This window comes from Pseudomonas sp. S3_E10 (assembly GCF_054667615.1).
This window is the reverse complement of the sequence record NZ_CP162743.1, coordinates 4,062,330-4,088,300: the sequence shown is the minus strand read 5'-3', so window position 1 is coordinate 4,088,300 and position 25,971 is coordinate 4,062,330. Positions and strand designations below refer to the sequence as shown.

Here is a 25,971-nt window from a genome sequence, read left to right as displayed (position 1 = left end):
AATGCGCACAGAGAGAAGGAGCTTATCGCAACAGCGTTAGAACGTAGACTGGATTTTCAGGCCAGCCACCAACGCGTTGTCGACTTTATCCACGCCGCCAGGTTGCACGACGTACTGCAGGTTGGGACGCACGGTCAGCCAGTTGGTAACGTGGAAGCCGTAGTTGATTTCGAAGTTGTATTCGGTTTCGCGGATCGGCGTGTACAACGGGTTGTCGTAATCGCTGACACCATTGGCGGCATTGAGCAGTTCGGCGTTTTTCTTCACGTCGTTGTTGACGTGCAGGCGCGCGGCGCCAATGCCGACGTCGTCTTTTGGACGCGCATCGAATGGGCCTTTGTACACCAGCATGAGCGACTGATAGTTGTCGACCAGGTTGGTTTCCTTGTCGTGGAAGGTCGCGTTGGCCGCGATGTTCAGACCACGGGAAGCGTCGCCGTTATGCGTGGTGAGTTGCTGTTGGGCAACGAACCAGTAGCCTTTCTTGCTGCTGCGGGTACGGAAGTCTGCGCCAGTGAGGACAGCATTGCCGCCGTTGACGTCTTCACGTACATCCGGAGCATCGGCCGCGCTCTTGTAGTAACCCACACGGTATTCGCCCGGCAGGTTATTAACCTTCGGCGACCAGACCAATTCCACCGGAATCACGGTGCCCTTGGTGCCGCTGCCGCTGAGCTTGAAGCCGTTGCCGTGTTCAAGCTGCGATGGGTTCTGGTTGTAGGCACCGATTTGCGCATACAGCTCTGGCGTGATGTTGTACTTCACGCGGATCGCCGCCTGGCTGACCGGCCAGTTGTACCAGGTGTTCACGTAGTTACCGACCTGGGAGCCGCAGAACGACAGGTTCTGGAAGTCGCACGGGAAGGTGTTGAAGTCTTCGCCTTCACCGAAGTAACCGAGTTTCACATCCAGTTTGTTGTCGAACATCTGGTGCTGGATCCAGAACTGGGTCAGACGCACCATGTGGCCACGACCGTAGACTTCCATGGACGAACTCAGCGTGCCGGCACGCGGGTCGCCAATGCGGTCGTTGGAAATGTTCTGGCCATTACGGTTGGTGAACTGGATCTTGGCTTGGGTGTTGTCCCAGCCCCACAGTTTTTGCAGGTCCAGTGCCACGCCCAGACCGAACTGGTCGGAGTAGCGACCGGTCTTGTCGTCGTTGAAGCCACCGTGGGCGTTGTAGCCCATCTCCCCTACGTAGTCAGCCTTGATGTCGATACCTTGCTCGATCAGCTTGGTACGTTCGCCGCCCCAATCGCCGGTCATCCACTTGGAATCGGCGCTGAATGCATCGGCCGCCATCGCATTGGCGGACAATACCAGGGCTGCTGCCGCTGACAATTGGCAGATCAGCCGGGTGTTGTTGTGTTGCTTTTTCATCCCTACATCCTCGTCTTTATTGTTATTAAACTGTTTTTATCTAACGCGGGTTACATTTTTTTCAATTAAAACAATACGTTACCTGCTTCAGCGACCCTTGAATTGGGCCACATTGTCGGCATGCCCCTGTGCGGGCAATGAAGAAGCGGTGCCCAGGCGCTCGCCGGTGTTGGCGTCGAACAACAAGACCTTGGCCGGGTCGAATTGCAGGGTCAGCGTCTCCCCCACTTGGGGTGCTACGTCCGGTGCAAGACGGCAGCACACCTTGGTGTCATTGAGCTGCACGAACACCAGGGTGTCCGGGCCGGTGGGCTCGGTGACCTGGACTTCGGCACGAATGCTCGACGACCCATTGCCTTCCCCCGTCGCCAGCACGATTTGCTCCGGGCGCAGGCCCAGGATCACATCGCGGTCTTCCAGGCCCGTGTCGTTCATGCTCAGCGGCAATTCGCAACGGGCCTGGCCGCTGTCGAGCAGCGCAACCAAATGACCGTCTTTGCGTTTTAGGCGCATGGGAACGAAGTTCATGGGTGGTGAACCGATAAAGCTTGCCACAAATAGGTTAGCAGGGTCGTTGTAAATTTCTTTCGGCGTGCCGAATTGTTGGATGATGCCGTCCTTCATCACCGCCACTTTGTCGCCCAGGGTCATCGCCTCGATCTGGTCGTGGGTCACATAAACCGTGGTGGTCTTGAGGCGCTGGTGCATCAGCTTCATTTCGGTGCGCATCTCGACGCGCAGCTTGGCGTCGAGGTTGGACAGCGGTTCGTCGAACAGGTAGATCTTCGGGCGACGCGCCAGCGCACGGCCCATGGCCACCCGCTGTTGCTGACCACCGGAGAGTTGGCCCGGCTTGCGATTGAGCAGGTGCTCGATCTGCAGCAGCTTGGCCACGCGCGCCACTTCAGCGTCGATGTCGGCTTGCGGCATCTTGCGGATCTTGAGGCCGAACTCGATGTTCTCGCGCACGCTCATGGTCGGGTACAGCGCGTAGGACTGGAACACCATGGCGATGTCACGATCCTTGGGGCTCATGCCGCTCACGTCCTGGTCGCCGATCATGATCGCGCCACCGGTGATAGTCTCCAGGCCGGCGATGCAGTTCATCAGCGTGGATTTACCACAGCCCGATGGGCCGACCAGGATCAGGAATTCGCCTTCCTTGATCGACAGTTCGATGTTCTTCAAGGTGTCGGGCAGGCCGGCGCCATAGGTCTTGTTTACATTGCGAAGTTCAAGCGTAGCCATGATTACCCCTTGACCGCGCCGGCCGTGAGGCCGCGCACGAAATACTTGCCTGCGATCACATAGACCAGCAGGGTCGGCAGCCCGGCGATCATCGCCGCCGCCATATCCACGTTATATTCCTTGGCCCCGGTGCTGGTGTTGACCAGGTTGTTCAGCGCCACTGTGATGGGCTGGGAGTCGCCGCTGGAGAACACCACACCGAACAGGAAGTCGTTCCAGATCTGGGTGAACTGCCAGATCAGGCAGACCATGATGATCGGGGTCGACATCGGCAGAATGATCTGACGGAAGATGGTGAAAAAGCCCGCACCGTCCAGGCGTGCCGCCTTGATCAGCGCATCCGGGATGCTCACGTAGTAGTTACGGAAGAACAGCGTGGTAAACGCCAGGCCGTAGACGACGTGCACAAACACCAGGCCCGTGGTGGTGCTGGCCAGGCCCATCTTGCCGAGGGTGAACGACGCCGGCAGCAGTACGGTCTGGAACGGCAGGAAGCAGCCGAACAGCAGCAAGCCGAAGAACAACTGCGAACCGCGGAAACGCCAGAACGACAGCACGTAGCCATTCAGCGCACCGATGGCGGTGGAGATGAGCACGGCCGGAACGGTGATCTTGATCGAGTTCCAGAAGTAACCATCCACCGTATCCCAGGCCTTGATCCAGCCAATGCCGGTGACTACGGTCGGCCAGCTCAGCAGGTTGCCGGTGGTGATGTCTTCCGGGGTCTTGAAGCTGGTGAGCAACATCACCACCAGCGGCACCAGGTACAGCAGCACCGCGAGAATCAGCACCGCGTAGATCGCGATGCGACTCAGGCTGATGGCAGGTTTGGAAGCGAGACTAGTCATTACGTTTGGTCCTCAGCTCGGAGTAGAGGTAAGGCACGATGATCGCGAGGATCGCACCGAGCATCAGGATTGCACTGGCCGACCCCATGCCCATCTGGCCACGGCTGAAGGTGAACGAGTACATGAACATGGCAGGCAGGTCGGACGAGTAGCCCGGGCCACCGGCGGTCATTGCCGCCACCAGGTCGAAGCTCTTGATGGCGATGTGCGCCAGGATCATCACCGCGCTGAAGAACACCGGACGCAGGCTGGGCAGCACCACGCTCCAGTAGATGCGCGGCAGGCTCGCGCCGTCGATCTGGGCCGCACGGATGATCGATTGATCAACACCACGCAGGCCAGCGAGAAACATTGCCATGATAAAACCCGAGGCTTGCCACACAGCCGCGATCACCAGGCAGTAAACGACACGGTCCGGATCGATCAGCCAGTCCAGGCGGAAACCTTCCCAGCCCCAGTCACGCAGGAGTTTGTCCAGGCCCATGCCTGGGTTGAGCAGCCATTTCCAGGCGGTACCGGTGACGATCATCGAGAGCGCCATCGGGTACAGGTAAATGGTGCGGATAAAGCCTTCGCGACGGATTTTCTGGTCGAGGAAAATCGCCAGCGTCACGCCGATCACCAGGGTGATGCCGATGAACATGCCGCCAAACAGCGCCAGGTTCTTGCTCGCCACCCACCAGCGATCGTTGTCGAACAACCGCTCGTATTGCGCAAGGCCCGCCCATTTGTAACTCGGCAGGAATGTGGAGGTGGTGAACGACAACACGAACGTCCACAGGATGTAGCCGTAGAAGCCCACCAACACGATGAACATGCTGGGCGCCAGCACCAGTTTGGGTAGCCAGCGCTGCAGTGCATCGAACGGCGAGGCTTTGCTGAACACAGCAACAGAACTCATGGGAAAATCCAATACAGAGAAAAAGGACTACAGCTTGCAGGGGCCGGCTCGTGGGGTGAGCGAGCTTGCTCCCTCACTCCAAAAGCCGGGTTCCTACAACGGTGTTACTTGGCGGACTTGATCGCAGCGCCCAGTTTCTTGGCAGTGTCGGCCGGGTCGGCTTTCGGGTCGTTGATGTAGTTGGTCACGACGTCAAAGAACGCACCTTGCACAGCCAGGGTGGTGGCCATGTTGTGCGCCATGCTCGGCTGCAGGCCACCGGTCTTGGCGTCTGCCAGGAAGTCCTTGGCGGCGGTCTGGGCGCAGGAGTCAAAGCCGTAGGAATCCATTTTGTTCAGCATGTCGTTGCGCACAGGGATCGAGCCCTTGTTGATGCTGAACACTTTCTGGAAGTTCTCACCCAGCACGACTTTGGCGATGTCCTGCTGACCGGCAGCCGTGCCTTTGTCTTTCTGCTTGAACACCGCCAGGGAGTCGATGTTGTAGGTGAAGGCTTTGTCGGTGCCAGGGAACGCTACGCACTCGTAGTCCTTGCCCGCGACTTTCTTGGCGGCGGTCCATTCGGACTTGGCCCAGTCACCCATGATCTGCATGCCGGCCTTGCCGTTGATGACCTTGCCCGCTTCGAGGTTCCAGTCCTGGCCTTTGCCGTCGACGTCCATGTAGGTCGCGACTTTCTTCAGCTCAGTGAGGGCCTTGACCATTTCCGGACCGGTCAGAGCGCCGTTATCCAGGTCGACCAGGGCTTTTTTGTAGCCATCAGCGCCCATCACCGACAGAACCACCGCTTCGAACACAGTGCTGTCCTGCCATGGCTGGCCACCGTGGGCGAGCGCGATGAAGCCCGCTTTCTTCAGCTTGTCGCCGGCTGCGTAGAATTCTTCAAGGGTGGTGGGGTTCTTGGTGATGCCGGCTTTCTTGAAGACTTCCGGGTTGATCCACAGCCAGTTCACGCGGTGGATGTTCACCGGCACGGCCACGTAGTCACCTTCGTACTTCACGGTGTCGGAGACTTTCTTGTCGAGCAGGGAATCCCATTTTTCTTCTTTGGCCACGTCTTTCAGGACGTCGGTGTCGAGCAGGCCAGTGGACGCCCATTCCTGGATGTCGGGGCCTTTGATCTGGGCAACGCCTGGCGGGTTGCCGGCGACCGCGCGGCTTTTGAGCACGGTCATGGCCGTGGCGCCGCCGCCACCTGCGACGGCACCGTCTTTCCAGGTGAAGCCGTCTTTCTCAACTTGGGCCTTCAGGACATCTACAGCCGCTTTTTCGCCACCCGAGGTCCACCAATGCACAACTTCAACCGTCCCTTTGGAGTCGGCGGCAAATGCACTGAGGGGGAACAACGAGGCAACGGAAATAGCTACGGCGAGGCGATTAATCGCGTTCATCTGAATACCTTTTCTTGTTGTTATGCATGCAAGTCTGGAGCTTGCGCTGCACGGAGTTTAAACATGGTTTTTTTGAGCGCAGGTAACAAAGGGATGCACAAATGTCACCACCTGGTGACATAGCGTCCAGCGCCTAAAGCGCTGGCCATGCTAGGTGCCAAAGGCAGTGCAGGCAGCACTACCGCTTGCCAGGCATGGTACAGGTCCGGCTTGCCACCCCAGATGTTGCAGCTGGGCTGGTTGTGCGGGCTGAGTTCGTGGTGCCAGCTGCCGTGGTGCCGATCGATGAAATGGGTCTCGCAAAACTCCCAGAAGCGTCGGTACCAGGTTTCATAGTGAAGCTCACCGGTACGCTTGAGCAGGGCCTGGGCCGCGGCGCTGGCCTCGGCGTGGGTCCAATGCAGGCGCTCGCGCACCACCGGCTGATGCTGCCAGTCCAGCGTGTAGACGATGCCGGGGGCGCCGTCCACGCTCCAGGCGTATTCGCAGGCACTGGCGAAAAGCCCCTTGGCATCGCTGACCAGCCAATCCGGCGTGACCAGGCCGGCCTGCAGGCGCGCAGCCTCCAGATGCAGCACCAGGCGCGCCCACTCGAAACCGTGGCCAGGGGTGATGCCATAAGGGCGGAAGCCGTCGGCGGGGTTGTCTTCGTTGTAACCGTGCACGGGTTGCCAGCGGCTGTCGAAATGCTCGATCACCATGAATTGGTTGTCGGCGGCATGACGGTGGATCACCCGCTCAACGATGCGCAACGCGCGGTCGAGCCACCGCGTGTCACCCGTGACATCCGCCAGCGCCAGAAAGGCTTCGGTGGCGTGCATATTGCTGTTGGCGCCGCGATAGGCTTCGATACCGCTCCAGTCTTGGGCAAACGATTCGAGCATCGCGCCCTCCTCCTCGCTCCAGAAGAACTGGTCGATGATGTGAATGGCGTCATTGAGCAGGGTTTGCGCACCGGGAGCCCCCGCCACCACCGCAGAGCTGGCCGCCAGGGCGACGAACGCATGCAGGTAGGCCGCCTTGCCAGTGTTGCCATCCTGGGCGTGTGGCGCGGCGAACCAACCGCCGTGCTCGCTATCGCGCAAAGGGCCACGCAGGGCCGCCACACCGTGTTCAACCCATTCGGCATACCCCGGCAGCCCCATGGCATGGGCCATGGCGAAACTGTGGGTCATGCGGGCGGTGTTCATGGTTTCGGCGCGGGCACTGGCCGCAAGGCGGCCTTTATCGTCCAGGTTGCCGAACCCGTCCGGCAGACGGGACGACTTGGCGAATGACAGCAGGCGCTGGCCTTCGGCGGCAAGCCAGGCGTGATGGGCAGGTGCATTCAGCCAACTGCTGGCAGGCAGTGGTTGCGTGGTCATGGGGGGCCCTTATTGTTTTTTGTGGGGTGACGGGAGTCTAAACAAGGGCGTGAGAGGGGCAAGTAACGAAGGGGATCATAAATGTCACCAAACAGTGACAATGCTACAAGCGAGCGTGATTCAACTCTCGACAATGATCCAAATGTGGGAGCAAACCCCCTCCCACATTTTGGCCAGCTTTAGTCATTGAGCCTGCGGGGTGATCTTCGCCGGCGTATTGAGCTGCTGCTGCAGGTTCTGCACCTGGCTCTGCAAGGTAGTGATATTGCGCGTGGTCTGGATGCGGAAGACGTCGAACTCTTTATTGGTGGGGGCATCGCTGTTGGCCGGCTGGGCGTCCTGTGCGCTTTTGAGTACCACCAAGTCCTGTTCAAGACGGGCAATGGCGGCGCTCGGGTTGCCTTGTTTTTTCAGCGCGGCCACGTCGGCGGCCAGTTCCTTGATCTCATTGTCGCGCCTGCCAACGTCCCCTTGAGCCGCCTTGAGGGTGGCTACCGCGTCGGTCAGGGCTTGCACCTGGCCTTGCAGCTTGGCATTGGCACTCGACAGTTCGGTAGTACTGGCGGTCATTTGCGCCAGGCGCTTGTCCAGTTCGGTGGCCTGGCCGGCGACGCCGAGTTGCTGCTTGCCCTGCTCCTGCAACTGGCTTTCCAACTGTTTGATCTGCGACTTCAGCGCTTCGCTGCCGTTATTCACGCTGGCTTGGCTGGCGACGACCCTGCCGGAAATGTCCTGCAGGCGCCCCGCCGCTTCTTCGCTGATGCGTGCAAAGCTTTCCTGGGTGGCAACCAACTGCTGGCCCATCAGGGAGATCTGCTGGAAACTCCACCAGGCCAAGCCGGCAAAGGCGATCAGCAGCGCGCCGATCAATGCCCACAACGGGCCGGTGCTGGCACTCTTGACCTTGACTACCGGTGTGTTGCGCGAACGCACCGAAGTGGCCGGGGAAGGTTCGAAATCATCGTCATCCCCTGGATCGGCCCGCAGGCTGGGAACGTTGTCGAAGTCGTCGTTGGCATCGTTACGCATGAATCAACCCTGAATCGCTGAAATGGCTGGCGGGAACGCCAGGCGACGGGAGTATAAACCGCAGTCCCATCGCACTGATCGACCGGGAACCACCCATTCGGTTCCCGATGTGTTGCCTGGTGTGACCTTACTTGCCACCCGGGTCCTGGGCTTTCCACCAACCGCAGAACTCGTCGAGGGCGGCCCACAGGCTGACCTTGGGCTCGTAGTCCAGATAATGCCTGGCCCGGCTGATGTCGAGGGTGAAATCTTTGTTCATGACTTGCATGCCCAGGCGCGATAACGCCGGCTCCGGTCGTCCGGGCCACAGGGCGCAGAAAGCTTCGTTCAACGCCGCCACGCTGTAGGACAAGCCGTAGGATCGATAACGGGTCACCTGGGGTAACTCCATTTGGCGCATCACGTAGTTCACCACATCCCACACCGGCACCGGCGCGCCGTTGCTGATGTTGTAGGCCCTGCCCAGCGCCGAGCCAGGGGCCAGCAAGCTGCTGAGCAGTGCTTCATTGAGGTTGTGGATGCTGGTGAAGTCGACCTTGTTCAGACCGTCGCCGACAATCGCCAGGCGGTTCTTGCGCTGCATTTTAAGCAGGCGCGGGAAGATGCTCATATCGCCGGCGCCGGTAACAAAACGTGGGCGCAGGGCCAGCACTTCAAGGCCGAACTCCTGGGCACCGAACACTTTCTGCTCAGCCAGGTACTTGGTGGCCGCATAGGGATGCTTGAAGCGCTTGGGCACTTGTTCTTCAGTCAGGCCCAGATGGTCGCGACCATCAAAATAGATCGACGGCGACGACAGGTGTACCAGGCGCCCAACCCGCTGTTTCAGGCAGGCCTCGACGACGTTTTCGGTGACCAGCACGTTGCCCTGGTGAAAATCCTGGTAACGCCCCCACAGCCCCACGGCACCGGCGCAGTGCACCACCGCTTCGACATCGCGGCACAGGTCGCGCACCAGGTCGGCATCATTGAGGTCACCCTGGATAAACTCGGCACCGCGCCGTACCAGGTGCTCCACGCCCTCGGCGCGGCGCCCGTTAACCCGCACGTCCAGGCCCTGCTCCAGGGCGAAACGCGCAAAGCGCCCGCCAATGAAGCCGCTTGCGCCGGTGACCAGAATCTTCATGTGTTACCCCGTGTTCTTTCGTTTTTCATTGCTGTTGCCTTGACGCCCGCTGTCAGTCCAACGGCACCAACCATTGACCACACGCCTGGGCCAGATGGTCGGTCAACAGGCCCAACAATTGCCCGCCGCTGCGCCAATGATGCCAGTACAACGGCACATCGATCGGTTTATCGGGCAATAACTCCACTAACACGCCCTTTTCCAACTGGTGGCGCACCTGCAATTCCGGCACCAGCCCCCAGCCCAGCCCGGCCTCCGTGAGCCGGATAAAGCCTTCGGACGATGGGCATAAATGATGCTCGAAACCACCGTCCACCCCGAGGGATGCCAGGTAGCGATGCTGCAGGAAATCGTCCGGGCCAAACACCAGCGCGGGCGTGCGCGCCAGTTGATCGGCGCGCACGCCTTGCGGGAAATGCCGGGTAATAAAGGCCGGGCTGGCCAATGCGCGGTAGCGCATGGCGCCGAGCAGCAGGCTGCGGGCTCCGGCTACCGGGCGTTCGCTGGCGCAAATGCAGGCCGCCACTTCACCGGCGCGCATCCGCTTGAGGCTGACGGCCTGGTCTTCAACAACCAAGTCGAGCAACAGATGTTGCTCGGCGCAAAATTCGCTGACCGCCTCGGCCCACCACGTCGCCAGGCTGTCGGCGTTGAGGGCGATGCGCAGGCGTTCGGGCATGCCCTCTTCATCCAGCGCCGGCACCTGGCTTTGCAGGTCACGTTCCAGCAAGCGCACCTGTTGCACGTGATTGAGCAGGCGTCGGCCGATATCGGTGGGCGTCGGCGGCGTGGCCCGCACTAGCACCGGCTGGCCGACGCGCGCCTCCAGCAACTTGATGCGCTGGGAGATCGCCGATTGCGACAGCCCCAGCACCTGGGCGCCGCGCTCGAAGCCAGCCTGTTCCACTACGGCCGCGAGGGCAGACAGTAATTTATAGTCGAACATCAGTTTCTCTAATGAGCGATCAGCAATATTGGTTTTTCTTATACAGCCTCGACCCCGAGAATGACCAGCATCGCCTTGAGGATCTTTATTTATGTGGCAAAGCTATATGAACGGACTGCTGGTGGCCCTTGGCCTGATCATGGCAATCGGTACGCAAAATGCGTTTGTCCTGGCTCAGAGCCTGCGCCGCGAGCATCACCTGCCCGTCGCTGCCCTGTGTGTGATCTGTGATGCCGTGCTGGTGGCTGCCGGGGTTTTCGGCTTGGCGACGGTGCTGGCGCAGAGCCCGATACTGTTAGCCGTGGCGCGTTGGGGCGGTGCGGCATTCCTGTTGTGGTACGGCACGTGCGCGCTACGCAGGGCGTGTTCGAAACAGAGCCTGGACCAGGGCGCCAGTCTCAAGACCCGCTCATTGCGCGCCGTGCTGCTCAGTGCCCTGGCGGTGACCCTGCTCAACCCCCATGTCTACCTGGACACCGTGCTGCTGATCGGCTCCCTGGGCGCGCAACAAACCGAACCGGGCGCTTACGTGGCGGGGGCGGCCAGCGCGTCGTTCCTGTGGTTCGCCACGCTGGCACTCGGCGCGGCATGGCTGGCGCCCTGGCTCGCACGCCCGGCGACCTGGCGGCTGCTGGATCTGTTGGTGGCCGTGATGATGTTCAGCGTGGCCTATCAGTTAATAAGCGCGCCTTGAACTTATTCCAAAAGGCTCTGGAACCTCTATCCCACACAGTTGTTGCGTGGTTTTGCCGCACCCCCGGTGCTATGATCCTGCCCCTGCGCCGCAAAGAGTACAAACTCCCCGGCGCTTGTTTGGCCGCCCGTGATCGGCCTTGCGCTCACCGCAACTGACCTGATTAGGAGAATTATCATGGCTTTCGAATTGCCGCCGCTGCCCTACGCACACGATGCCCTGCAGCCGCACATCTCCAAGGAAACCTTGGAGTACCACCACGACAAGCACCACAACACCTATGTCGTGAACCTGAACAACCTGGTGCCAGGCACCGAGTTCGAAGGCAAGACCCTGGAAGAGATCGTTAAATCCTCTTCGGGCGGTATCTTCAACAACGCCGCTCAGGTCTGGAACCACACCTTCTACTGGAACTGCCTGGCGCCAAACGCCGGTGGCCAACCTACCGGCGCACTGGCTGAAGCTATCAACGCAGCGTTCGGTTCGTTCGACAAGTTCAAGGAAGAATTCACCAAGACGTCCGTCGGCACCTTCGGTTCCGGTTGGGGCTGGCTGGTGAAAAAAGCTGACGGTTCCCTGGCCCTGGCCAGCACCATCGGCGCCGGCAACCCACTGACCAACGGCGACACCCCGCTGCTGACCTGCGACGTATGGGAACACGCCTACTACATCGACTACCGCAACGTGCGTCCCAAGTATGTGGAAGCGTTCTGGAACCTGGTCAACTGGAAGTTCGTGGCTGAGCAGTTCGAAGGCAAGACCTTCACTGCCTAAGCAACGCGTGCAGTAGAAAGAGCCCGGCGATCGCCGGGCTTTTTTGTGGGCGCTTGAAAATGCACGCCGTGCAGGAAGTGTGGAACTCACTGAAACGAATTCGCCACCCAGACGACGAGAGAAATACCTCTCTCAGTTCATGTAGGAGACTCCGCAATGGATCCGTTATCGATGGGTATGTCGGCATTGTCATCAGTGATGCCAGTCGTCGGCCAAGGCCTGGATTTGCTGGGCAAAGGCTTGGATGTGCTCGGGAAGATCGTGGACGCAAAAAGCACGAGCGCCAATCAGGACCCAGGCAAAATCGGCGCCGATACGCACCAGAGCAACACTGTTCAGATCAGTTACAACGCATAAAACAGCGGGTCCCGCCAGGCGGGATAGGCAAAAGGTTCGCGCCCTTTGGGCCCCGCGCCACACCAGAGAGCGGCGGATTTTATCCGCCCTCTTCCTGCCCCACCTGCATTCGACCGCTTCCCGTTACCCCACGCCCCAATGTTCCTTTGACGGCCGCCATCAGATTGCCAATACTCATGGCATATTGAAGGCCACCCGCATGAGACAAGGAATGCCCCTTTGAAGCTGGAACTCAAAAACAGCTTGTCGGTGAAGTTGCTAAGGGTGGTGCTGCTCTCGGCATTGATCGTTGGCGTGGCGCTGAGCGTGGCGCAGATCGTGTTCGATGCTTATAAGACACGCCAGGCCGTAGCCGGCGATGCCCAGCGCATCCTCGACATGTTTCGCGACCCTTCGACCCAGGCCGTCTACAGCCTGGACCGCGAAATGGGCATGCAGGTGATCGAAGGGCTGTTTCAGGACGAGGCCGTGCGCATGGCCTCCATCGGCCATCCCAACGAGACCATGCTGGCGGAAAAAAGCCGCGCGTTGCAGCAGTCCCCCAGCCGCTGGCTGACCGACCTGATTCTTGGCCAGGAACGCACCTTCACCACTGCATTGGTTGGCAAAGGCCCGTACAGCGAGTATTACGGCGACCTGAGCCTGACCCTCGACACCGCCACCTACGGCAAGGGTTTTATTGTCAGCTCGGTGGTCATCTTTATTTCCGGCGTGTTACGCGCGCTGGCCATGGGCCTGGTGCTGTACCTGGTGTATCACTGGCTGCTGACCAAACCGTTGTCGCGGATAATCGAACACCTGACCTCCATCAATCCGGATCGGCCCAGCGAGCATAAGATCCCGCAACTCAAGGGGCACGAGCACAACGAGTTGGGGCTGTGGATCAACACCGCCAACCAGTTGCTGGAATCCATCGAACGCAACACCCACCTGCGCCACGAAGCCGAAAGCAGCCTGTTGCGCATGGCCCAGTACGATTTCCTGACCGGTCTGCCCAACCGCCAGAAGCTGCAGGAGCAACTGGACAAGATCCTGATCGATGCCGGTCGCCGGCAACGCCGGGTGGCGGTGTTATGTGTAGGGTTGGATGACTTTAAAAGCATCAACGAGCAGTTCACCTACCAGGCCGGCGACAAATTGCTGCTGGCCCTGGCCGACCGCTTGCGTGCCCATAGTGGCCGCCTTGGGACCCTCGCGCGTCTGGGCGGCGACCAGTTCGCCCTGGTGCAGGCCGACATCGACCAACCTTACGAAGCCGCCGAGCTGGCGCAAAGCATCCTCGACGACCTGGAAGCGGAATTCGCCCTCGACCACGAGCAGATCCGTCTGCGCGCCACTATCGGCATCACCCTGTTCCCCGAAGACGGCGACAGCACCGAAAAGCTGCTGCAAAAGGCCGAACAGACCATGACCCTGGCCAAGAGCCGTTCGCGCAACCGCTATCAGTTCTATATCGCCAGCGTCGACAGCGAAATGCGCCGCCGCCGCGAACTGGAGAAAGACCTGCGCGACGCGTTGAGCCGCGACCAGTTTCACTTGGTGTACCAACCGCAGATCAGCTACCGCGATCAGCACGTGGTGGGCGTGGAAGCGCTGATTCGCTGGCAGCACCCGGAGCATGGGCTGGTACCGCCGGACCTGTTCATCCCACTGGCCGAGCAGAACGGCACCATTATTGCGATCGGTGAATGGGTGCTGGACCAGGCCTGCCGCCAATTGCGCGAATGGCACGACCAGGGCTTCACCGCCCTGCGCATGGCGGTCAACCTGTCCACCGTGCAGTTGCACCACTCCGAATTGCCGAGGGTGGTCAACAACCTGATGCAGATCTACCGCCTGCCGCCGCGCAGCCTGGAGCTGGAAGTCACCGAGACCGGCCTGATGGAAGACATCAGCACCGCCGCCCAGCACCTGTTGAGCCTGCGCCGCTCCGGTGCGTTGATCGCCATCGATGACTTCGGCACCGGCTACTCGTCCCTGAGCTACCTCAAGAGCCTGCCGCTGGACAAGATCAAGATCGACAAGAGCTTCGTCCAGGACCTGTTGGACGATGACGACGATGCGACCATCGTGCGCGCCATTATCCAACTGGGTAAAAGCCTGGGCATGCAGGTGATCGCCGAAGGCGTGGAAACTGCGGAACAGGAGGCTTACGTCATTTCCGAGGGCTGCCACGAAGGTCAGGGCTACTACTACAGCAAACCCTTGCAGGCACGCGAGCTGGCGGCTTTTTTGAAGCAGGCCGAGCGCAATAACGCGGCCATTCTCTGACGCGGCAATACGATACTGAATATTTCCCGCGTGTACCCCTTTACACAAAATGCAAATCTTTCGCATTATGTCGCAGTTTTTGCGCTCCCCCGCGCGTCCCATCAACAACCGAAGCAGGATGTTCGCCATGATTCGTATGCCCCTGGCCACCGCCAGTCTGCTGGCTATTGCCATTTCTCTCGCCGGTTGCGGCGAAGGTAAAGACAAGCCCGCAGCCAACCAGGCGCCGACCCCGGCTGCCAGCACTACCGCTCCAGCGGCTGCCACTCCTGCCGGCCAGGTCGACGAAGCCGCCGCCAAAGCCGTGGTCGCGCATTACGCCGACATGGTGTTCGCGGTGTACAGCGACGCCGAAGCCACTGCGAAAACCCTGCAGACCGCCATCGACGCCTTCCTCGCCAAGCCGAACGACGAAACCCTCAAGGCCGCCCGTGCTGCCTGGGTTGCCGCGCGCGTGCCTTACCTGCAGAGCGAAGTATTCCGCTTCGGCAACACCATCATTGATGACTGGGAAGGTCAGGTGAACGCCTGGCCCCTGGACGAAGGCCTGATCGACTACGTCGACAAATCCTACGAGCACGCCCTGGGTAACCCAGGCGCCACCGCCAACATCATCGCCAACACTCAAGTCCAGGTCGGCGAAGACAAGGTCGACGTGAAGGAAATCACCCCGGAAAAACTCGCCAGCCTCAACGAGCTGGGCGGTTCCGAGGCCAACGTCGCCACTGGCTACCACGCCATCGAATTCCTGCTCTGGGGCCAGGACCTGAACGGTACCGGCCCAGGCGCCGGCAACCGTCCCGCGTCGGACTACCTGACCGGCGACGGCGCCACTGGCGGTCACAACGAGCGTCGTCGTACCTACCTGCGCGCCGTGACCCAACTGCTGGTCAGCGACCTGCAAGAAATGGTCGGCAACTGGAAACCCAAGGTTGACGATAACTACCGCGCCACCCTTGAGGCAGAACCTGCCACCGACGGCCTGCGCAAGATGCTGTTCGGCATGGGCAGCCTGTCCCTGGGCGAGCTGGCCGGCGAGCGTATGAAAGTGTCCCTGGAAGCCAACTCGCCGGAAGATGAGCAGGACTGCTTCAGCGACAACACCCACTACTCGCACTTCTATGACGCCAAGGGCATCCGCAACGTCTACCTGGGCGAGTACACCCGTGTTGACGGCACCAAACTGACCGGCGCCAGCCTGTCGTCCCTGGTGGCCAAGGTGGACCCAGCCGCCGACACCGCGTTGAAGGCCGACCTGGCCGCGACCGAAGCGAAGATCCAGGTCATGGTTGACCACGCCAACAAGGGTGAGCACTACGACCAGTTGATCGCGGCCGGCAACGACGCGGGCAACCAGATCGTGCGCGACGCCATCGCCTCGCTGGTCAAGCAGACCGGTTCGATCGAAGCCGCGGCAGGCAAGCTGGGCATCAGCGACCTGAACCCCGACAGCGCTGATCACGAGTTCTGATCAGTGGTGCGTTGAACGAGGCGACCTTCGGGTCGCCTTTTTCATGCCTGTTGTCCACAGTAGTACCACCACCGGCAACCCCATGTGGAGGGCCCGGTTTACATGCCCCACACCCCAGGTAGAATGGCGCCTCTGCCCTATATCGAGCGAACTTCATGGCGTTGCCGACCCTACGTATCATCGGTTTCATCATCGGCATCTTCCTGATCACCCTCGCGATCGCCATGGTCGTGCCCATGGCGACCCTGGTGATTTTCGAACGCACCAGCGACCTGCCCTCGTTCCTCTGGGCCAGCATGATTACCTTTGTCGCCGGCCTGGCCCTGGTGATCCCCGGCCGTCCCGAACACGTCAACCTGCGCCCCCGCGACATGTACCTACTGACCGTCACAAGCTGGCTGGTGGTCTGCGTGTTCGCTGCGCTACCGTTTCTGCTGACCCAGCACATCAGCTACACCGACTCGTTCTTCGAAAGCATGTCGGGCATCACCGCCACCGGCTCCACGGTATTGAGCGGGCTGGACAGCATGTCGCCGGGCATCCTGATATGGCGCTCGTTGCTCCACTGGCTGGGCGGTATCGGCTTTATCGGCATGGCGGTGGCGATCCTGCCGCTGCTGCGCATTGGTGGCATGCGCCTGTTCCAGACCGAGTCCTCGGACCGCTCGGAAAAGGTCATGCCGCGTTCGCACATGGTGGCACGCTTGATCGTGGCGGCTTACGTGGGCATCACCATCCTCGGCAGCCTGGCGTTCTGGTGGGCCGGCATGGGCTTGTTCGATGCGATCAACCACGCGATGTCGGCGATTTCCACCGGTGGGTTTTCCACCTCCGACGAGTCCCTGGCCCACTGGAAACAACCGGCGGTGCACTGGGTGGCGGTGGTGGTGATGATCCTCGGCAGCCTGCCGTTCACCCTGTACGTGGCCACCTTGCGTGGCAACCGCAAGGCACTGATAAAAGACCAACAGGTTCAGGGCTTGCTCGGCTTGCTGGTGGTGACCTGGCTGGTGCTCGGCACCTGGTATTGGTGGACCACCAACCTGCATTGGCTGGAAGCCCTGCGCCATGTGGCGCTGAACGTGACCTCCGTCGTGACGACCACCGGTTTTGCACTCGGGGACTACAGCCTGTGGGGCAACTTCTCACTGATGCTGTTCTTCTATCTGGGCTTTATCGGCGGTTGTTCGGGATCGACGGCCGGCGGGATCAAGATCTTCCGCTTCCAGGTCGCCTATATCCTGCTCAAGGCCAACTTGAACCAGCTGATTCACCCGCGCGCGGTCATCAAGCAGAAGTACAACGGCCACCGTCTGGATGAAGAGATTGTGCGTTCGATCCTGACCTTTTCGTTTTTCTTCGCCATCACCATCTGCGCCATCGCCCTGGCCCTATCGCTGCTGGGCCTGGACTGGATGACCGCGCTCACCGGCGCCGCCAGTACCGTATCCGGCGTAGGCCCGGGGCTTGGCGAAACCATCGGCCCGGCCGGCAACTTCGCCAGCCTGCCGGATGCGGCCAAGTGGATCCTGTCGCTGGGCATGCTGCTGGGCCGCTTGGAAATCATCACTGTCTTTGTTCTGTGCATCCCGGCGTTCTGGCGTCACTGATCGTCGACAACCGCGCCCGGTACTCGCCGGGCGTGGTATCGAACCAGCGGCGAAACGCGCGAAAGAAGTTGCTTGGGTCGGCAAACCCCAACAGGTAGGCGATCTCCAACAACGTCATGCTTGGCTGCGCCAGGTATTGCTCGGCCAGTTCGCGGCGGGTGTCGTCGAGCAGGGTCTGGAAACTGGTGCCCTCCTCCTGCAAACGCCGCTGCAAGGTGCGCTGGGACAGATGCAGCGTCTGGGCCACCACTTCGCGCTTGGGTTCGCCCTGAGGCAACAACCGGCACAAAACCTGTCGCGCCTTGTGGGTCACGCGGCTTTCGGAAAAACGCGCCAGGTATTCACCGGCAAACCGATCATGCAGCAGCGCCATGGCTTCGTTGGCCGTGGGCAACGGCGCGTCCATGTCGGCGCGCTCGAAGATCAATGCGTCGTAGGCCGCGTTGAATTGCAGCGGCGCGTGAAATGCCTGTTTGTAGGGCGCCAGGTCCACCGGTTGCTCGCCTTGCAACATGACTTTGCGCGGTTGCAGGGTGCGCCCGGTCAGCCAGCCGCACAGCGCCAATGCGCAGGCCAGCGAGGCTTCGGCGCTTTGCCGGGTGGGCGGCAGATGGTCGCCATGCACCGTCAGAATCAGCGCATAGCCTTCGGGCAACAGGCGAAAACTCAAGTCGGCGCTTTCGGCGATGATCCGCTGGTAGCGAACCAGTCGCATAAAGCCTTCGGCCAGCGTGTTACTGGACATCAAGGCGTAGCCGGCTACATGAAACGACGCCGGACGCACCACCTTGCCCATGTTCAGGCCGATCGCCGGGTTGCCCGACAACTCGACCGCGCGCTGCCACAGGCGCGTCATGGAATCCTGCGGGAATCGCGCGTCGGGGTCGTTGAGGGCGGCGTAATCCAGGCCCAGTTGCGTGAACAGAGTGCGGCAGTCCAGGCCATCCATTTCCAGCGCCTTGACTATCCCCATCGCCCAGCTTGCAGAAGTTGTTCGTTCGCTCATGGCGTCTTCTTAATAAAGCAGGCTCAAAACGGCAGCCAGGAAGTCAAGGATACTAAAGTGGCATTTAATGTCACTGGCTGTTACCACTGATCACTCTAGACTCAAATAATCCCCCCGCCGAACATCTGTTGGGCGGCACAACAATCAAAGGGCCGGCCACGTGGAAAACGTCAAGCAATTCAACAGTTTTGCCGAATTTTACCCGTACTACCTGCGCGAACACGGCAACAGCACTTGCCGACGCCTGCACTTTATCGGCACCACCTTGGTGATCGGCATTCTGGCCTATGCCATCGGCCGGGGCTCATTAGGCCTGCTGCTGGCGCTGCCGATCGCCGGCTACAGCTGTGCCTGGGTCGGCCATTTCTTCTTTGAAAAGAACCGCCCGGCCACGTTTCAGCACCCGTTCTACAGCTTGCTGGGGGATTTTGTGATGTATCGCGACATGATTCTGGGCAAAGTGCCGTTCTAGGCCGGGTGGAGATAAAAGTCTTTTTGTCATTTGCAGTGCGGTATCCTGCCAAGGCTTTTTGAGAGCGCGGAATCACCTGCGATTGAAAAAACAGACTTTGCGAGGAGCGACGACGATGCACGAGATACCTAATCTCCCCTTCCCAAGCCTGCACGAAACTGAGCAGCCAACACCGCAGCAGGCCAGCCCAAAGCAGCCTGAGGCCAAAGAAGCCAAACCAGTCGACAGCAAACGCCAGGACTGACGCCGTACCAGACCGTGTGGAAAGCGCAGCTTTGAGCGCTTTCCACACTGCCTGAATCACCCGAGGTACCCGCCATGACCGACACGCTCCCCGACACCCCGGACACCGCCGTCCTCGATGCTGCCTTGCAGATGGTCGAGGTATGGAACCGCCTCAGCGCCGACAAGCAAGCCGTACTGCTCAAGCGCTTCGGCACCCAGGAAAACGCCCTGGCCGCCTTGGTTACTACCCAGTTGCTGGCACCCGCCAAGCCCTGACCCCTGACGTTTTTGCGTTTTACTACCCTGTTCGGGCCAAAGCACCGCTATCATTAGCAGCCTATCTTTACCTGCTGCGACAGTGGACCTCTCCCCATGCCAGATACCCAGCGCCCCTTGGCGGTCACGCTGCAAGTTGTTTCCATCGTGTTGTTCACCTTTATCGGCTACCTGAATATCGGCATCCCCCTGGCCGTGTTGCCCGGCTATGTCCACAGCGAGTTGGGCTACGGCGCGGTGATTGCCGGGCTGGTGATCAGCGTGCAATACCTGGCGACCCTGTTGAGCCGGCCGTATGCGGGCAAAATCATCGATAACCTGGGCAGCAAGCGTGCGGTGCTGATCGGCTTGACGGGCTGTGGCCTGAGCGGTGTGTTCATGTTATTCGCGGCGTGGTTTTCAAGCCTGCCGGCGCTGAGCCTGGGCAGCCTGTTGGTCGGCCGCCTGGTACTGGGCAGCGCGGAAAGCCTGGTGGGGTCCGGCGCGATCGGCTGGGGCATCGGCCGGGTAGGCGCGGCCAACACCGCCAAGGTCATCTCGTGGAATGGCATTGCCAGTTACGGGGCGCTGGCGGTCGGTGCACCGTTGGGGGTGTTGCTGGTCAGACAATTTGGGCTGTGGAGCATGGGCGTCAGCATTATCCTGCTGGCGGCGGTGGGCTTGTTGCTGGCGTGGAACAAGGTCGCCGCGCCGATTGTGGCCGGGGTACGCCTGCCGTTCATGAATGTCCTTGGCCGGGTACTCCCGCACGGCTGCGCCCTGGCCTTGGGTTCGATCGGCTTTGGCACCATCGCCACCTTCATCACCCTGTATTACACCACCCAGCACTGGGATAACGCGGTGTGGGCGCTGAGCCTGTTCGGCGCCAGCTTTATCGGCGCGCGCCTGCTGTTCGGCAATTTGATCAACCGCATCGGCGGTTTTCGCGTGGCGATCGCCTGCCTGTCGGTGGAGATCCTTGGCCTGCTGTTACTGTGGCTGGCGCCGGATGCCAACTTGGCGTTGGCCGGCGCGGCGTTGAGCGGCTTTGGGTTTTCCCTGGTGTTCCCGGCCTTGGGGGTAGAGGCCGTCAACCTGGTGCCCGCCTCCAGCCGCGGTTCGGCGGTGGGGGCTTACTCACTGTTTATCGACCTGTCCCTGGGAATCACCGGCCCGTTGGCCGGGGCCGTAGCGGCAGGCTTCGGTTTTGCGTCGATCTTCCTGTTCGCCGCTCTCGCCGCCTTGGGTGGCTTGCTGCTGAGCGTGTACCTGTACCGGCAGGCGCCCAAGGCCCGCGAAACACGCGACGCCTAGAAGTCGACCTTGCCGCGCCCCGCCTTGATGCTGCCGCGCTTGGTCTTGGATTCGAGGCGACGTTTTTTCGAGCCCAGGGTGGGCTTGGTCGGACGGCGCTTTTTCTCCACCTTGGTGGCGCTGAGGATCAGCTCCACCAGGCGCTCCAGCGCATCGGCACGGTTCTGCTCCTGGGTCCGGTATTGCTGGGCCTTGAGGATCAACACGCCGTCACTGGTGATGCGACTGTCACGCAGGGCCAGCAGGCGTTCCTTGTAGAACTCGGGCAGCGAGGACGCCGGAATATCAAAGCGCAGGTGCACCGCACTCGACACCTTGTTAACGTTCTGCCCGCCGGCGCCCTGCGCACGGATGGCCGTCAACTCGATCTCGGCGTCGGGCAGGTGCACGTTGTTGGAAATGACCAGCATGAATCAAAGACCTTAGGCAACGGATAAGCCAAACGTGGAACAACATCGACAACAAGGCCACCTGTAAAAATGAAAATACCCTTGATCGCTGTGCTAGGCACTTTATCACTCATTCAAACTGCGCAGGCCTTCGCCGATAGTGCCAACGGCAAGAATCTCTATTCCCAGCGATGCGCCATGTGCCATGGAGCGGACCTCAAGGCAACGGGACCACTGGCCAGGAAAAGCAGCCCGCCCACACCTGACCTTACAACCGCCGCGTTCAAAAAACGCCTGGCTGATTATCCGGGCGTGATTGTCTCTTCGGTGATCCTTCGTCCCAATGGGAACCTGATTCCAAAAACATTGCAGGAAAACGGTGTGCGCGTACCGCCGCATGCGTGGAGCGTTGAGGATTTTCGCGATTTGAATCAATACATGAGTGGTGTGATTTTAAAAAGCCGGTGAATGGCTCTCAATGTATGAGATCCCGGCGTGGGGGGTGTTTGTGTGTGACATTATCATCGGATTAAGCGACTACTTTCTCACCACCGAAGTTACCAATGCTCCGATCATATCTATCTCTTTCTTTGCCCTCATAGAAAACATGTTGGTCTGTATCACTCGTGTGCATCTTCATAATCAAACGCGATGAAGTAGTCGCTTTCTGAAAAAACAATCTCATGAGAGAAGTATGCTTGGATCAGTGATAACCACTCCTGCCGCAGTTCAAACATGCCGTTATTGACGTCCTCGTTTACTGACAGCCCGAGCTTGGAAATCACGGAGTAATCGTTTCCTAAATCCGCAGAGTCCTCCCTTCCGCTTAGCCACTTTGTGGTTCTGTCGAACCATTCCAATCTCACTTTGAGTCCCATGTAATGCCTCACAGATACTTTTTGATGTTTCGTTTTTTTTTCGGCCCTTTTAGCTGCTCGCCGGTTATGTGGCTGAATGCACCTATATGGCTCCCATCACCTACTAGATAGATTTCCAGCTCGCCGTGTTGGGAGTCCCATTCAAAGATCCCGCGACCTTTTTCATCAATCCAGCGCTCTCTCAGGCCGGCACCTCCCTGCTTGGGAGTCATGGGCTTTTCTTTTTTCAGATTTTTAAAGCCAGTTATCTGTCCAGTATCAAGAGCCTTATGGTACTTGTGATCCCCTGCCCGAACACTCACCACCACATACAGCGGCCGAACCCCCGACTCCACCGGGAACACCAGAATAAAATCCCGATATTGCGGCGGATATACCGGGTTCACCAGAATTTGTGCCGCCTTCTCCGTCGGCGGGTAAATCCAGATCACCGGCGCTTGCGGTGCAGCCTCCAGAGCAGGAATACCCAGCGTGTCACTTGGATCAAGGGCGGGCGTCCAAATCAGCTCAACACCCTCACCCAAATCCGCAACAAACTGCTCGTCACGGTTTTTGAATTGCACCACGTCGATCATCTGCCAGGCGGCATGGTTGCCTGTGTAAAACCCATAACCCCTGAGCGTGCCGTCCTCACGCTGCTCAATTTGCAGTCGCATTTGCGACCGCGCTCGCTGCATCGAGCGCAACTGCTCTTCGCTATATAACGCGCTATCGCCCAACGTTCCCGGCCAAGCCAACCCCACTACACCGGCCAACAAGCCAGCGGCCATAGACCCGGCCGCGGCGATGGCCGACTCCATCCACCGCCGTACGCAACGCCAACTGCCCCAAACCGACCGGCAAGGCGCTGCCACCGATCTTGCGCAAGGCCACCGCGCCCCGGGCGTCCACTTCCCGCCCACCCAACAGGCTGAAATGACCGTACTCGCTGATCAACTCCAGCGGTACATAACCGGCGGGGTCCGTGTAGTGAGTGAGGCCGTCTGGCAGTTGGCAGGGTTTGAGGAAGGTGCAGCCGGGAGGCTTGGCTGGCTTGGGCGTTGGGGCTGGGGGTGGGATGAATAAATCGATGGGTGGCGAATAGGGCACACGCAATGGCTGCGGGGTAAGGATTCGCCGTTTGAGTTGTTCTTCTTCGGTGATCGGGTAGGCGCGTTCAGACATGATGGGCTCACTTCCTTGTGTGGGGGAGTGAGCCTACGAGGGAGAATCAAGGAGCTGGAATCGGCATTATTCGATGATAAACGTGGGAAAAGTAGACGGAAAATTCAGTTTGTTTCGAATGCATTTTTTAATGCTGAGTGTGTACCACGCGACCCCCAGGGGGCTGACAGCGTTTCCGGATGCGGTACTCAGTCCCTCGAAAAGCTCAGTTAAAGGTGGGGGGCAAAAGCGTAAGCGCTAGAAAAATTGCAAAGGACGCGTTTATGAGAGGGACTATGAGAAAGGACGGGTTGAACTTTACGACAGGCAAGGCAAACATCTTGGAGAGTTCAACCCTGATACGGGAGAGCGCACAAAGGACGCCGAGCCAGGCCGAACCACGCCAAAATAATTTCGATAGGAGCATCAGACATGCAGCATGAAATTCTTGCATTTAATAAAAAAACCGAGGAGTTGGCTTTCAGTATTGAAATTCCTGCCGACCGGTACGACAAGTTATCGGAGCTAATGTCCTGGAGTGAGCCTGAAGACGCGATCTATGAGTACGACCTATCACCAGCGCAAGTCGGCCTTCTTGAAAGCATGACCGGCAAGACCTTCAATAGCCCGGACTACACTTTTCAGTTGTCTTGTAGTGGATGAGGCTATATGGCCACGCTGTATAGACGTGAAATGTATGGCAGCAGATGAAATAAGTGGGATGGGTGCAACTGTGCAGCTCATGGCGTCCTGCCATGGTTGAGAAAGTAGTCGTTTAAACATCAGCGTCTTTGAAACAAGTGAGCACTGGAAATACCAGACGTCCAGATCTCTTTTCAGGGCATTTGCTTTCACCGGTGCAGGCAGCGTTTTCACACAGCCTGCATATTTCGCTTACTTCAATACGGCATTCGCCGTCGCCAACGCCGCTTCAGCACTACGTTTGTTCTTGAACCAGTAACACACCGCCATAAACGCCACCCATACCGGGATCGCGTACACCGACACCTGGATCCCCGGAATCATCAACATGATCACCAGGATAAACACCACGAACGCCAGGCAGACGTAGTTGCCATACGGGTACCACAGCGCCTTGAACAACGGCACCTGGCCGGTGCGGTTCATGTGCTGGCGGAACTTGAAGTGGGAATAGCTGATCATCGCCCAGTTGATCACCAACGTGGCCACCACCAGCGACATCAGCAACTCCAGCGCGTGCTGCGGGATGAAGTAATTCATCAGCACCGCCACCAGGGTCACCGCCGCCGAGGCGAGGATTGAACGCACCGGCACGCCGCGCTTGTCGATCTTGGCCAGGGCCTTGGGCGCATCGCCTTGCTCGGCCATGCCCAGCAGCATGCGGCTGTTGCAGTAGGTGCCGCTGTTGTACACCGACAAAGCCGCCGTCAGGACCACGAAGTTGAGGATGTGCGCGGCCGTGTTGCTGCCCAGCATCGAGAACACCTGCACGAACGGGCTTCCGCTATAGGCATCGCCGGACGCATTGAGCGTGGCCAGCAGGCTGTCCCACGGCGTCAGCGACAACAGCACCACCAGCGCACCGATGTAGAAGATCAGGATGCGGTAGATCACCTGATTGATTGCCTTGGGGATCACCGTGCGTGGCTGGTCGGCTTCGGCGGCGGTAAAGCCGAGCATTTCCAGGCCGCCGAAGGAGAACATGATGATCGCCATGGCCATCACCAACCCGCCAACGCCATGGGGGAAGAAGCCACCGTGTTCCCACAGGTTGCTCACCGAGGCTTGCGGGCCGCCGCTGCCGCTGACCAGCAGGTAGCTGCCCAAAGCGATCATGCCGACGATGGCCACCACCTTGATGATTGCAAACCAGAACTCGGCCTCACCGAACACTTTGACGTTGGCCAGGTTGATCAGGTTGATCAGCACGAAGAACGCGGCTGCCGAGACCCAGGTCGGGATCTCCGGCCACCAGTAATGCACATATTTGCCGACGGCCGTCAGCTCTGACATGCCCACCAGGATGTACAGGATCCAGCAGTTCCAGCCCGACAGGAAACCGGCGAAACCGCCCCAGTATTTGTGGGCAAAGTGGCTGAAGGAACCGGCGACCGGCTCTTCGACGATCATTTCGCCGAGCTGGCGCATGATCATGAAGGCAATGAAGCCACAGATCGCATAGCCCAGGATCATCGACGGGCCCGCGGATTTGAGCACCCCGGCCGAGCCCAGGAACAGGCCGGTACCGATGGCGCCACCGAGGGCGATCAACTGGATATGACGGTTTTTCAGGCCGCGTTTCAGCTCGCCTGAAGAGGAATGGGGTCCACTCATGAAAAGGGTCTCACGCAAGGTTTGATGATGTTGAATGCACGTTGCTGCGTTGAATCTCGACTCAAGCAGCGCCGCTCAAACCCCAGCGCAGGCACCAGGAATACAGCGTCTTTCTAACGGTCATGCGTCACCTGTTTGTTTTTATCTGTGACGAAATCGAACCCGCAGGGCTCGTGGCCGAGCGGAGTGATCAGGGTAGGTAAACCCTGAGGTCTTGGCCTTTTGCGTGGTTACGCAAGGGGTCACAGTAAAACGCGGCGCATTGTACACCGCTCGACCGCTTACGCCCGCCCCTGAACGGTGCATGCGACGATCTGTCAGCTATTCCTTACACCGACCGGTAGGCCAATGATAACCAGGCCAAGTCGTAAATTAATCGTTACATCACGGAAAACAGGCGTTACACCTGTCATCCGAAGAAAAATTGGCGATGGGAAATCTCTTCAACACCTACGACGCCAGCCTCCTGTATTTCCTCGATAAATAGCCACGGCCAAAAAACAGAACAAAAAATCCAAATGAAACCGTGTCAATAAATTTTTTGCATTAAACAACAGCTT

Annotated in this window: 24 protein-coding genes and 2 pseudogenes; 12 read left to right on the top strand and 14 right to left on the bottom strand. The window is 59.5% G+C overall.

The annotated features are described in order from the left end of the window. Nucleotides 1-36: 36 nt before the first annotated feature. From AB4N98_RS18680 to AB4N98_RS18640, 9 genes are all read right to left on the bottom strand, one after another. Nucleotides 37-1,383 carry a carbohydrate porin gene (locus tag AB4N98_RS18680; RefSeq protein WP_017529152.1) on the bottom strand — a complete coding sequence of 449 codons (1,347 nt, stop codon included), beginning with the start codon at nt 1,381-1,383 and terminating at the stop codon, nt 37-39. Between the two features lie 87 nt (nt 1,384-1,470). Continuing rightward, nucleotides 1,471-2,631: an ABC transporter ATP-binding protein gene (locus AB4N98_RS18675; RefSeq protein WP_003175730.1), complete on the bottom strand. Its 1,161-nt coding sequence runs from the start codon at nt 2,629-2,631 to the stop codon at nt 1,471-1,473. Nucleotides 2,632-2,633: 2 nt separating this feature from the next. Then, a complete protein-coding gene (locus AB4N98_RS18670; RefSeq protein ID WP_003175731.1) occupies nt 2,634-3,479 on the bottom strand; it encodes a carbohydrate ABC transporter permease in 846 nt (281 codons plus the stop codon). Further along, nucleotides 3,472-4,380, bottom strand: a complete 909-nt coding sequence (locus AB4N98_RS18665; protein WP_003175732.1) for a carbohydrate ABC transporter permease — start codon at nt 4,378-4,380, stop codon at nt 3,472-3,474. Before AB4N98_RS18665 ends, AB4N98_RS18670 begins: the two co-directional genes overlap by 8 nt. 104 nt (nt 4,381-4,484) lie before the next feature. Then, nucleotides 4,485-5,771: an ABC transporter substrate-binding protein gene (locus AB4N98_RS18660; protein ID WP_017529153.1), complete on the bottom strand. Its 1,287-nt coding sequence runs from the start codon at nt 5,769-5,771 to the stop codon at nt 4,485-4,487. A gap of 104 nt (nt 5,772-5,875) precedes the next feature. Further along, nucleotides 5,876-7,135, bottom strand: coding sequence for a D-mannose isomerase (locus AB4N98_RS18655; RefSeq protein ID WP_068937288.1), 1,260 nt, complete (start codon nt 7,133-7,135; stop codon nt 5,876-5,878). A gap of 183 nt (nt 7,136-7,318) precedes the next feature. Further along, on the bottom strand, nt 7,319-8,164 hold the full coding sequence (locus AB4N98_RS18650; protein WP_017529155.1) for an ATPase: 846 nt from the start codon (nt 8,162-8,164) through the stop codon (nt 7,319-7,321). A 127-nt stretch (nt 8,165-8,291) separates the two neighbouring features. Then, nucleotides 8,292-9,290, bottom strand: a complete 999-nt coding sequence (locus AB4N98_RS18645; protein ID WP_017529156.1) for an NAD-dependent epimerase/dehydratase family protein — start codon at nt 9,288-9,290, stop codon at nt 8,292-8,294. 52 nt (nt 9,291-9,342) lie between these two features. Beyond that, nucleotides 9,343-10,236 (bottom strand): LysR family transcriptional regulator ArgP, encoded by an 894-nt coding sequence (locus AB4N98_RS18640; RefSeq protein ID WP_017529157.1) that lies wholly within the window; start codon nt 10,234-10,236, stop codon nt 9,343-9,345. 91 nt (nt 10,237-10,327) lie between these two features. On the opposite strand from AB4N98_RS18640, the gene AB4N98_RS18635 reads away from it, so the two are divergent. The 6 genes from AB4N98_RS18635 to AB4N98_RS18610 all read left to right on the top strand — a co-directional run bounded on the left by AB4N98_RS18635 (nt 10,328) and on the right by AB4N98_RS18610 (nt 17,413). Beyond that, nucleotides 10,328-10,930: a LysE/ArgO family amino acid transporter gene (locus AB4N98_RS18635; protein WP_017529158.1), complete on the top strand. Its 603-nt coding sequence runs from the start codon at nt 10,328-10,330 to the stop codon at nt 10,928-10,930. 177 nt (nt 10,931-11,107) lie between these two features. Next, entirely contained in the window at nt 11,108-11,704 is a 597-nt protein-coding gene (locus tag AB4N98_RS18630) for a superoxide dismutase (RefSeq protein WP_003175739.1), read from the top strand. A gap of 156 nt (nt 11,705-11,860) precedes the next feature. Next, on the top strand, nt 11,861-12,061 hold the full coding sequence (locus AB4N98_RS18625; RefSeq protein WP_017529159.1) for a hypothetical protein: 201 nt from the start codon (nt 11,861-11,863) through the stop codon (nt 12,059-12,061). Between the two features lie 219 nt (nt 12,062-12,280). After that, nucleotides 12,281-14,332: a putative bifunctional diguanylate cyclase/phosphodiesterase gene (locus AB4N98_RS18620; protein ID WP_017529160.1), complete on the top strand. Its 2,052-nt coding sequence runs from the start codon at nt 12,281-12,283 to the stop codon at nt 14,330-14,332. A 127-nt stretch (nt 14,333-14,459) separates the two neighbouring features. Further along, complete coding sequence (locus AB4N98_RS18615; protein ID WP_017529161.1) at nt 14,460-15,803, top strand: imelysin family protein; 1,344 nt, start codon at nt 14,460-14,462, stop codon at nt 15,801-15,803. A 155-nt stretch (nt 15,804-15,958) separates the two neighbouring features. Continuing rightward, nucleotides 15,959-17,413, top strand: a complete 1,455-nt coding sequence (locus AB4N98_RS18610; protein ID WP_017529162.1) for a TrkH family potassium uptake protein — start codon at nt 15,959-15,961, stop codon at nt 17,411-17,413. Here AB4N98_RS18610 and AB4N98_RS18605 read toward each other — a convergent pair. Next, on the bottom strand, nt 17,370-18,419 hold the full coding sequence (locus tag AB4N98_RS18605) for an AraC family transcriptional regulator (protein ID WP_065876691.1): 1,050 nt from the start codon (nt 18,417-18,419) through the stop codon (nt 17,370-17,372). The genes AB4N98_RS18610 and AB4N98_RS18605 overlap by 44 nt on opposite strands. 160 nt (nt 18,420-18,579) lie before the next feature. Between AB4N98_RS18605 and AB4N98_RS18600 the strand changes: the two genes are divergently transcribed. From AB4N98_RS18600 to AB4N98_RS18590, 3 genes are all read left to right on the top strand, one after another. Further along, entirely contained in the window at nt 18,580-18,891 is a 312-nt protein-coding gene (locus AB4N98_RS18600; protein ID WP_460148857.1) for an Mpo1-like protein, read from the top strand. 318 nt (nt 18,892-19,209) lie between these two features. Then, nucleotides 19,210-19,392, top strand: a complete 183-nt coding sequence (locus AB4N98_RS18595) for a hypothetical protein (RefSeq protein ID WP_017529166.1) — start codon at nt 19,210-19,212, stop codon at nt 19,390-19,392. Between the two features lie 96 nt (nt 19,393-19,488). Next, complete coding sequence (locus AB4N98_RS18590) at nt 19,489-20,685, top strand: MFS transporter (protein ID WP_017529167.1); 1,197 nt, start codon at nt 19,489-19,491, stop codon at nt 20,683-20,685. Here AB4N98_RS18590 and arfB read toward each other — a convergent pair. Then, nucleotides 20,682-21,095: an alternative ribosome rescue aminoacyl-tRNA hydrolase ArfB gene (arfB, locus tag AB4N98_RS18585; RefSeq protein WP_017529168.1), complete on the bottom strand. Its 414-nt coding sequence runs from the start codon at nt 21,093-21,095 to the stop codon at nt 20,682-20,684. The two genes, AB4N98_RS18590 and arfB, sit on opposite strands and share 4 nt — an antisense overlap. Nucleotides 21,096-21,164: 69 nt before the next feature. On the opposite strand from arfB, the gene AB4N98_RS18580 reads away from it, so the two are divergent. After that, nucleotides 21,165-21,542 carry a c-type cytochrome gene (locus AB4N98_RS18580; protein WP_068937285.1) on the top strand — a complete coding sequence of 126 codons (378 nt, stop codon included), beginning with the start codon at nt 21,165-21,167 and terminating at the stop codon, nt 21,540-21,542. Between the two features lie 152 nt (nt 21,543-21,694). Here the strand turns inward: AB4N98_RS18580 and AB4N98_RS18575 are convergent, their stop codons facing one another. Beyond that, nucleotides 21,695-21,952, bottom strand: coding sequence for a colicin E3-like toxin immunity protein (locus tag AB4N98_RS18575; protein ID WP_017529170.1), 258 nt, complete (start codon nt 21,950-21,952; stop codon nt 21,695-21,697). 8 nt (nt 21,953-21,960) lie between these two features. Further along, nucleotides 21,961-23,116 (bottom strand): annotated as a pseudogene (locus AB4N98_RS18570) (S-type pyocin domain-containing protein). A 304-nt stretch (nt 23,117-23,420) separates the two neighbouring features. Between AB4N98_RS18570 and AB4N98_RS18565 the strand changes: the two are divergent. Together AB4N98_RS18565 and AB4N98_RS18560 are read left to right on the top strand one after the other, a co-directional pair. Beyond that, nucleotides 23,421-23,507: pseudogene (locus AB4N98_RS18565) on the top strand (colicin E3/pyocin S6 family cytotoxin); the annotation flags it as partial. Between the two features lie 20 nt (nt 23,508-23,527). Further along, nucleotides 23,528-23,758, top strand: a complete 231-nt coding sequence (locus AB4N98_RS18560) for a DUF7683 domain-containing protein (RefSeq protein ID WP_135196404.1) — start codon at nt 23,528-23,530, stop codon at nt 23,756-23,758. A gap of 231 nt (nt 23,759-23,989) precedes the next feature. Here the strand turns inward: AB4N98_RS18560 and AB4N98_RS18555 are convergent, their stop codons facing one another. Further along, the gene (locus AB4N98_RS18555) at nt 23,990-25,411 is read right to left on the bottom strand and encodes an amino acid permease (RefSeq protein WP_017529173.1); all 1,422 of its coding nucleotides are present in this window, start codon (nt 25,409-25,411) and stop codon (nt 23,990-23,992) included. Nucleotides 25,412-25,971 lie beyond the last annotated feature (560 nt).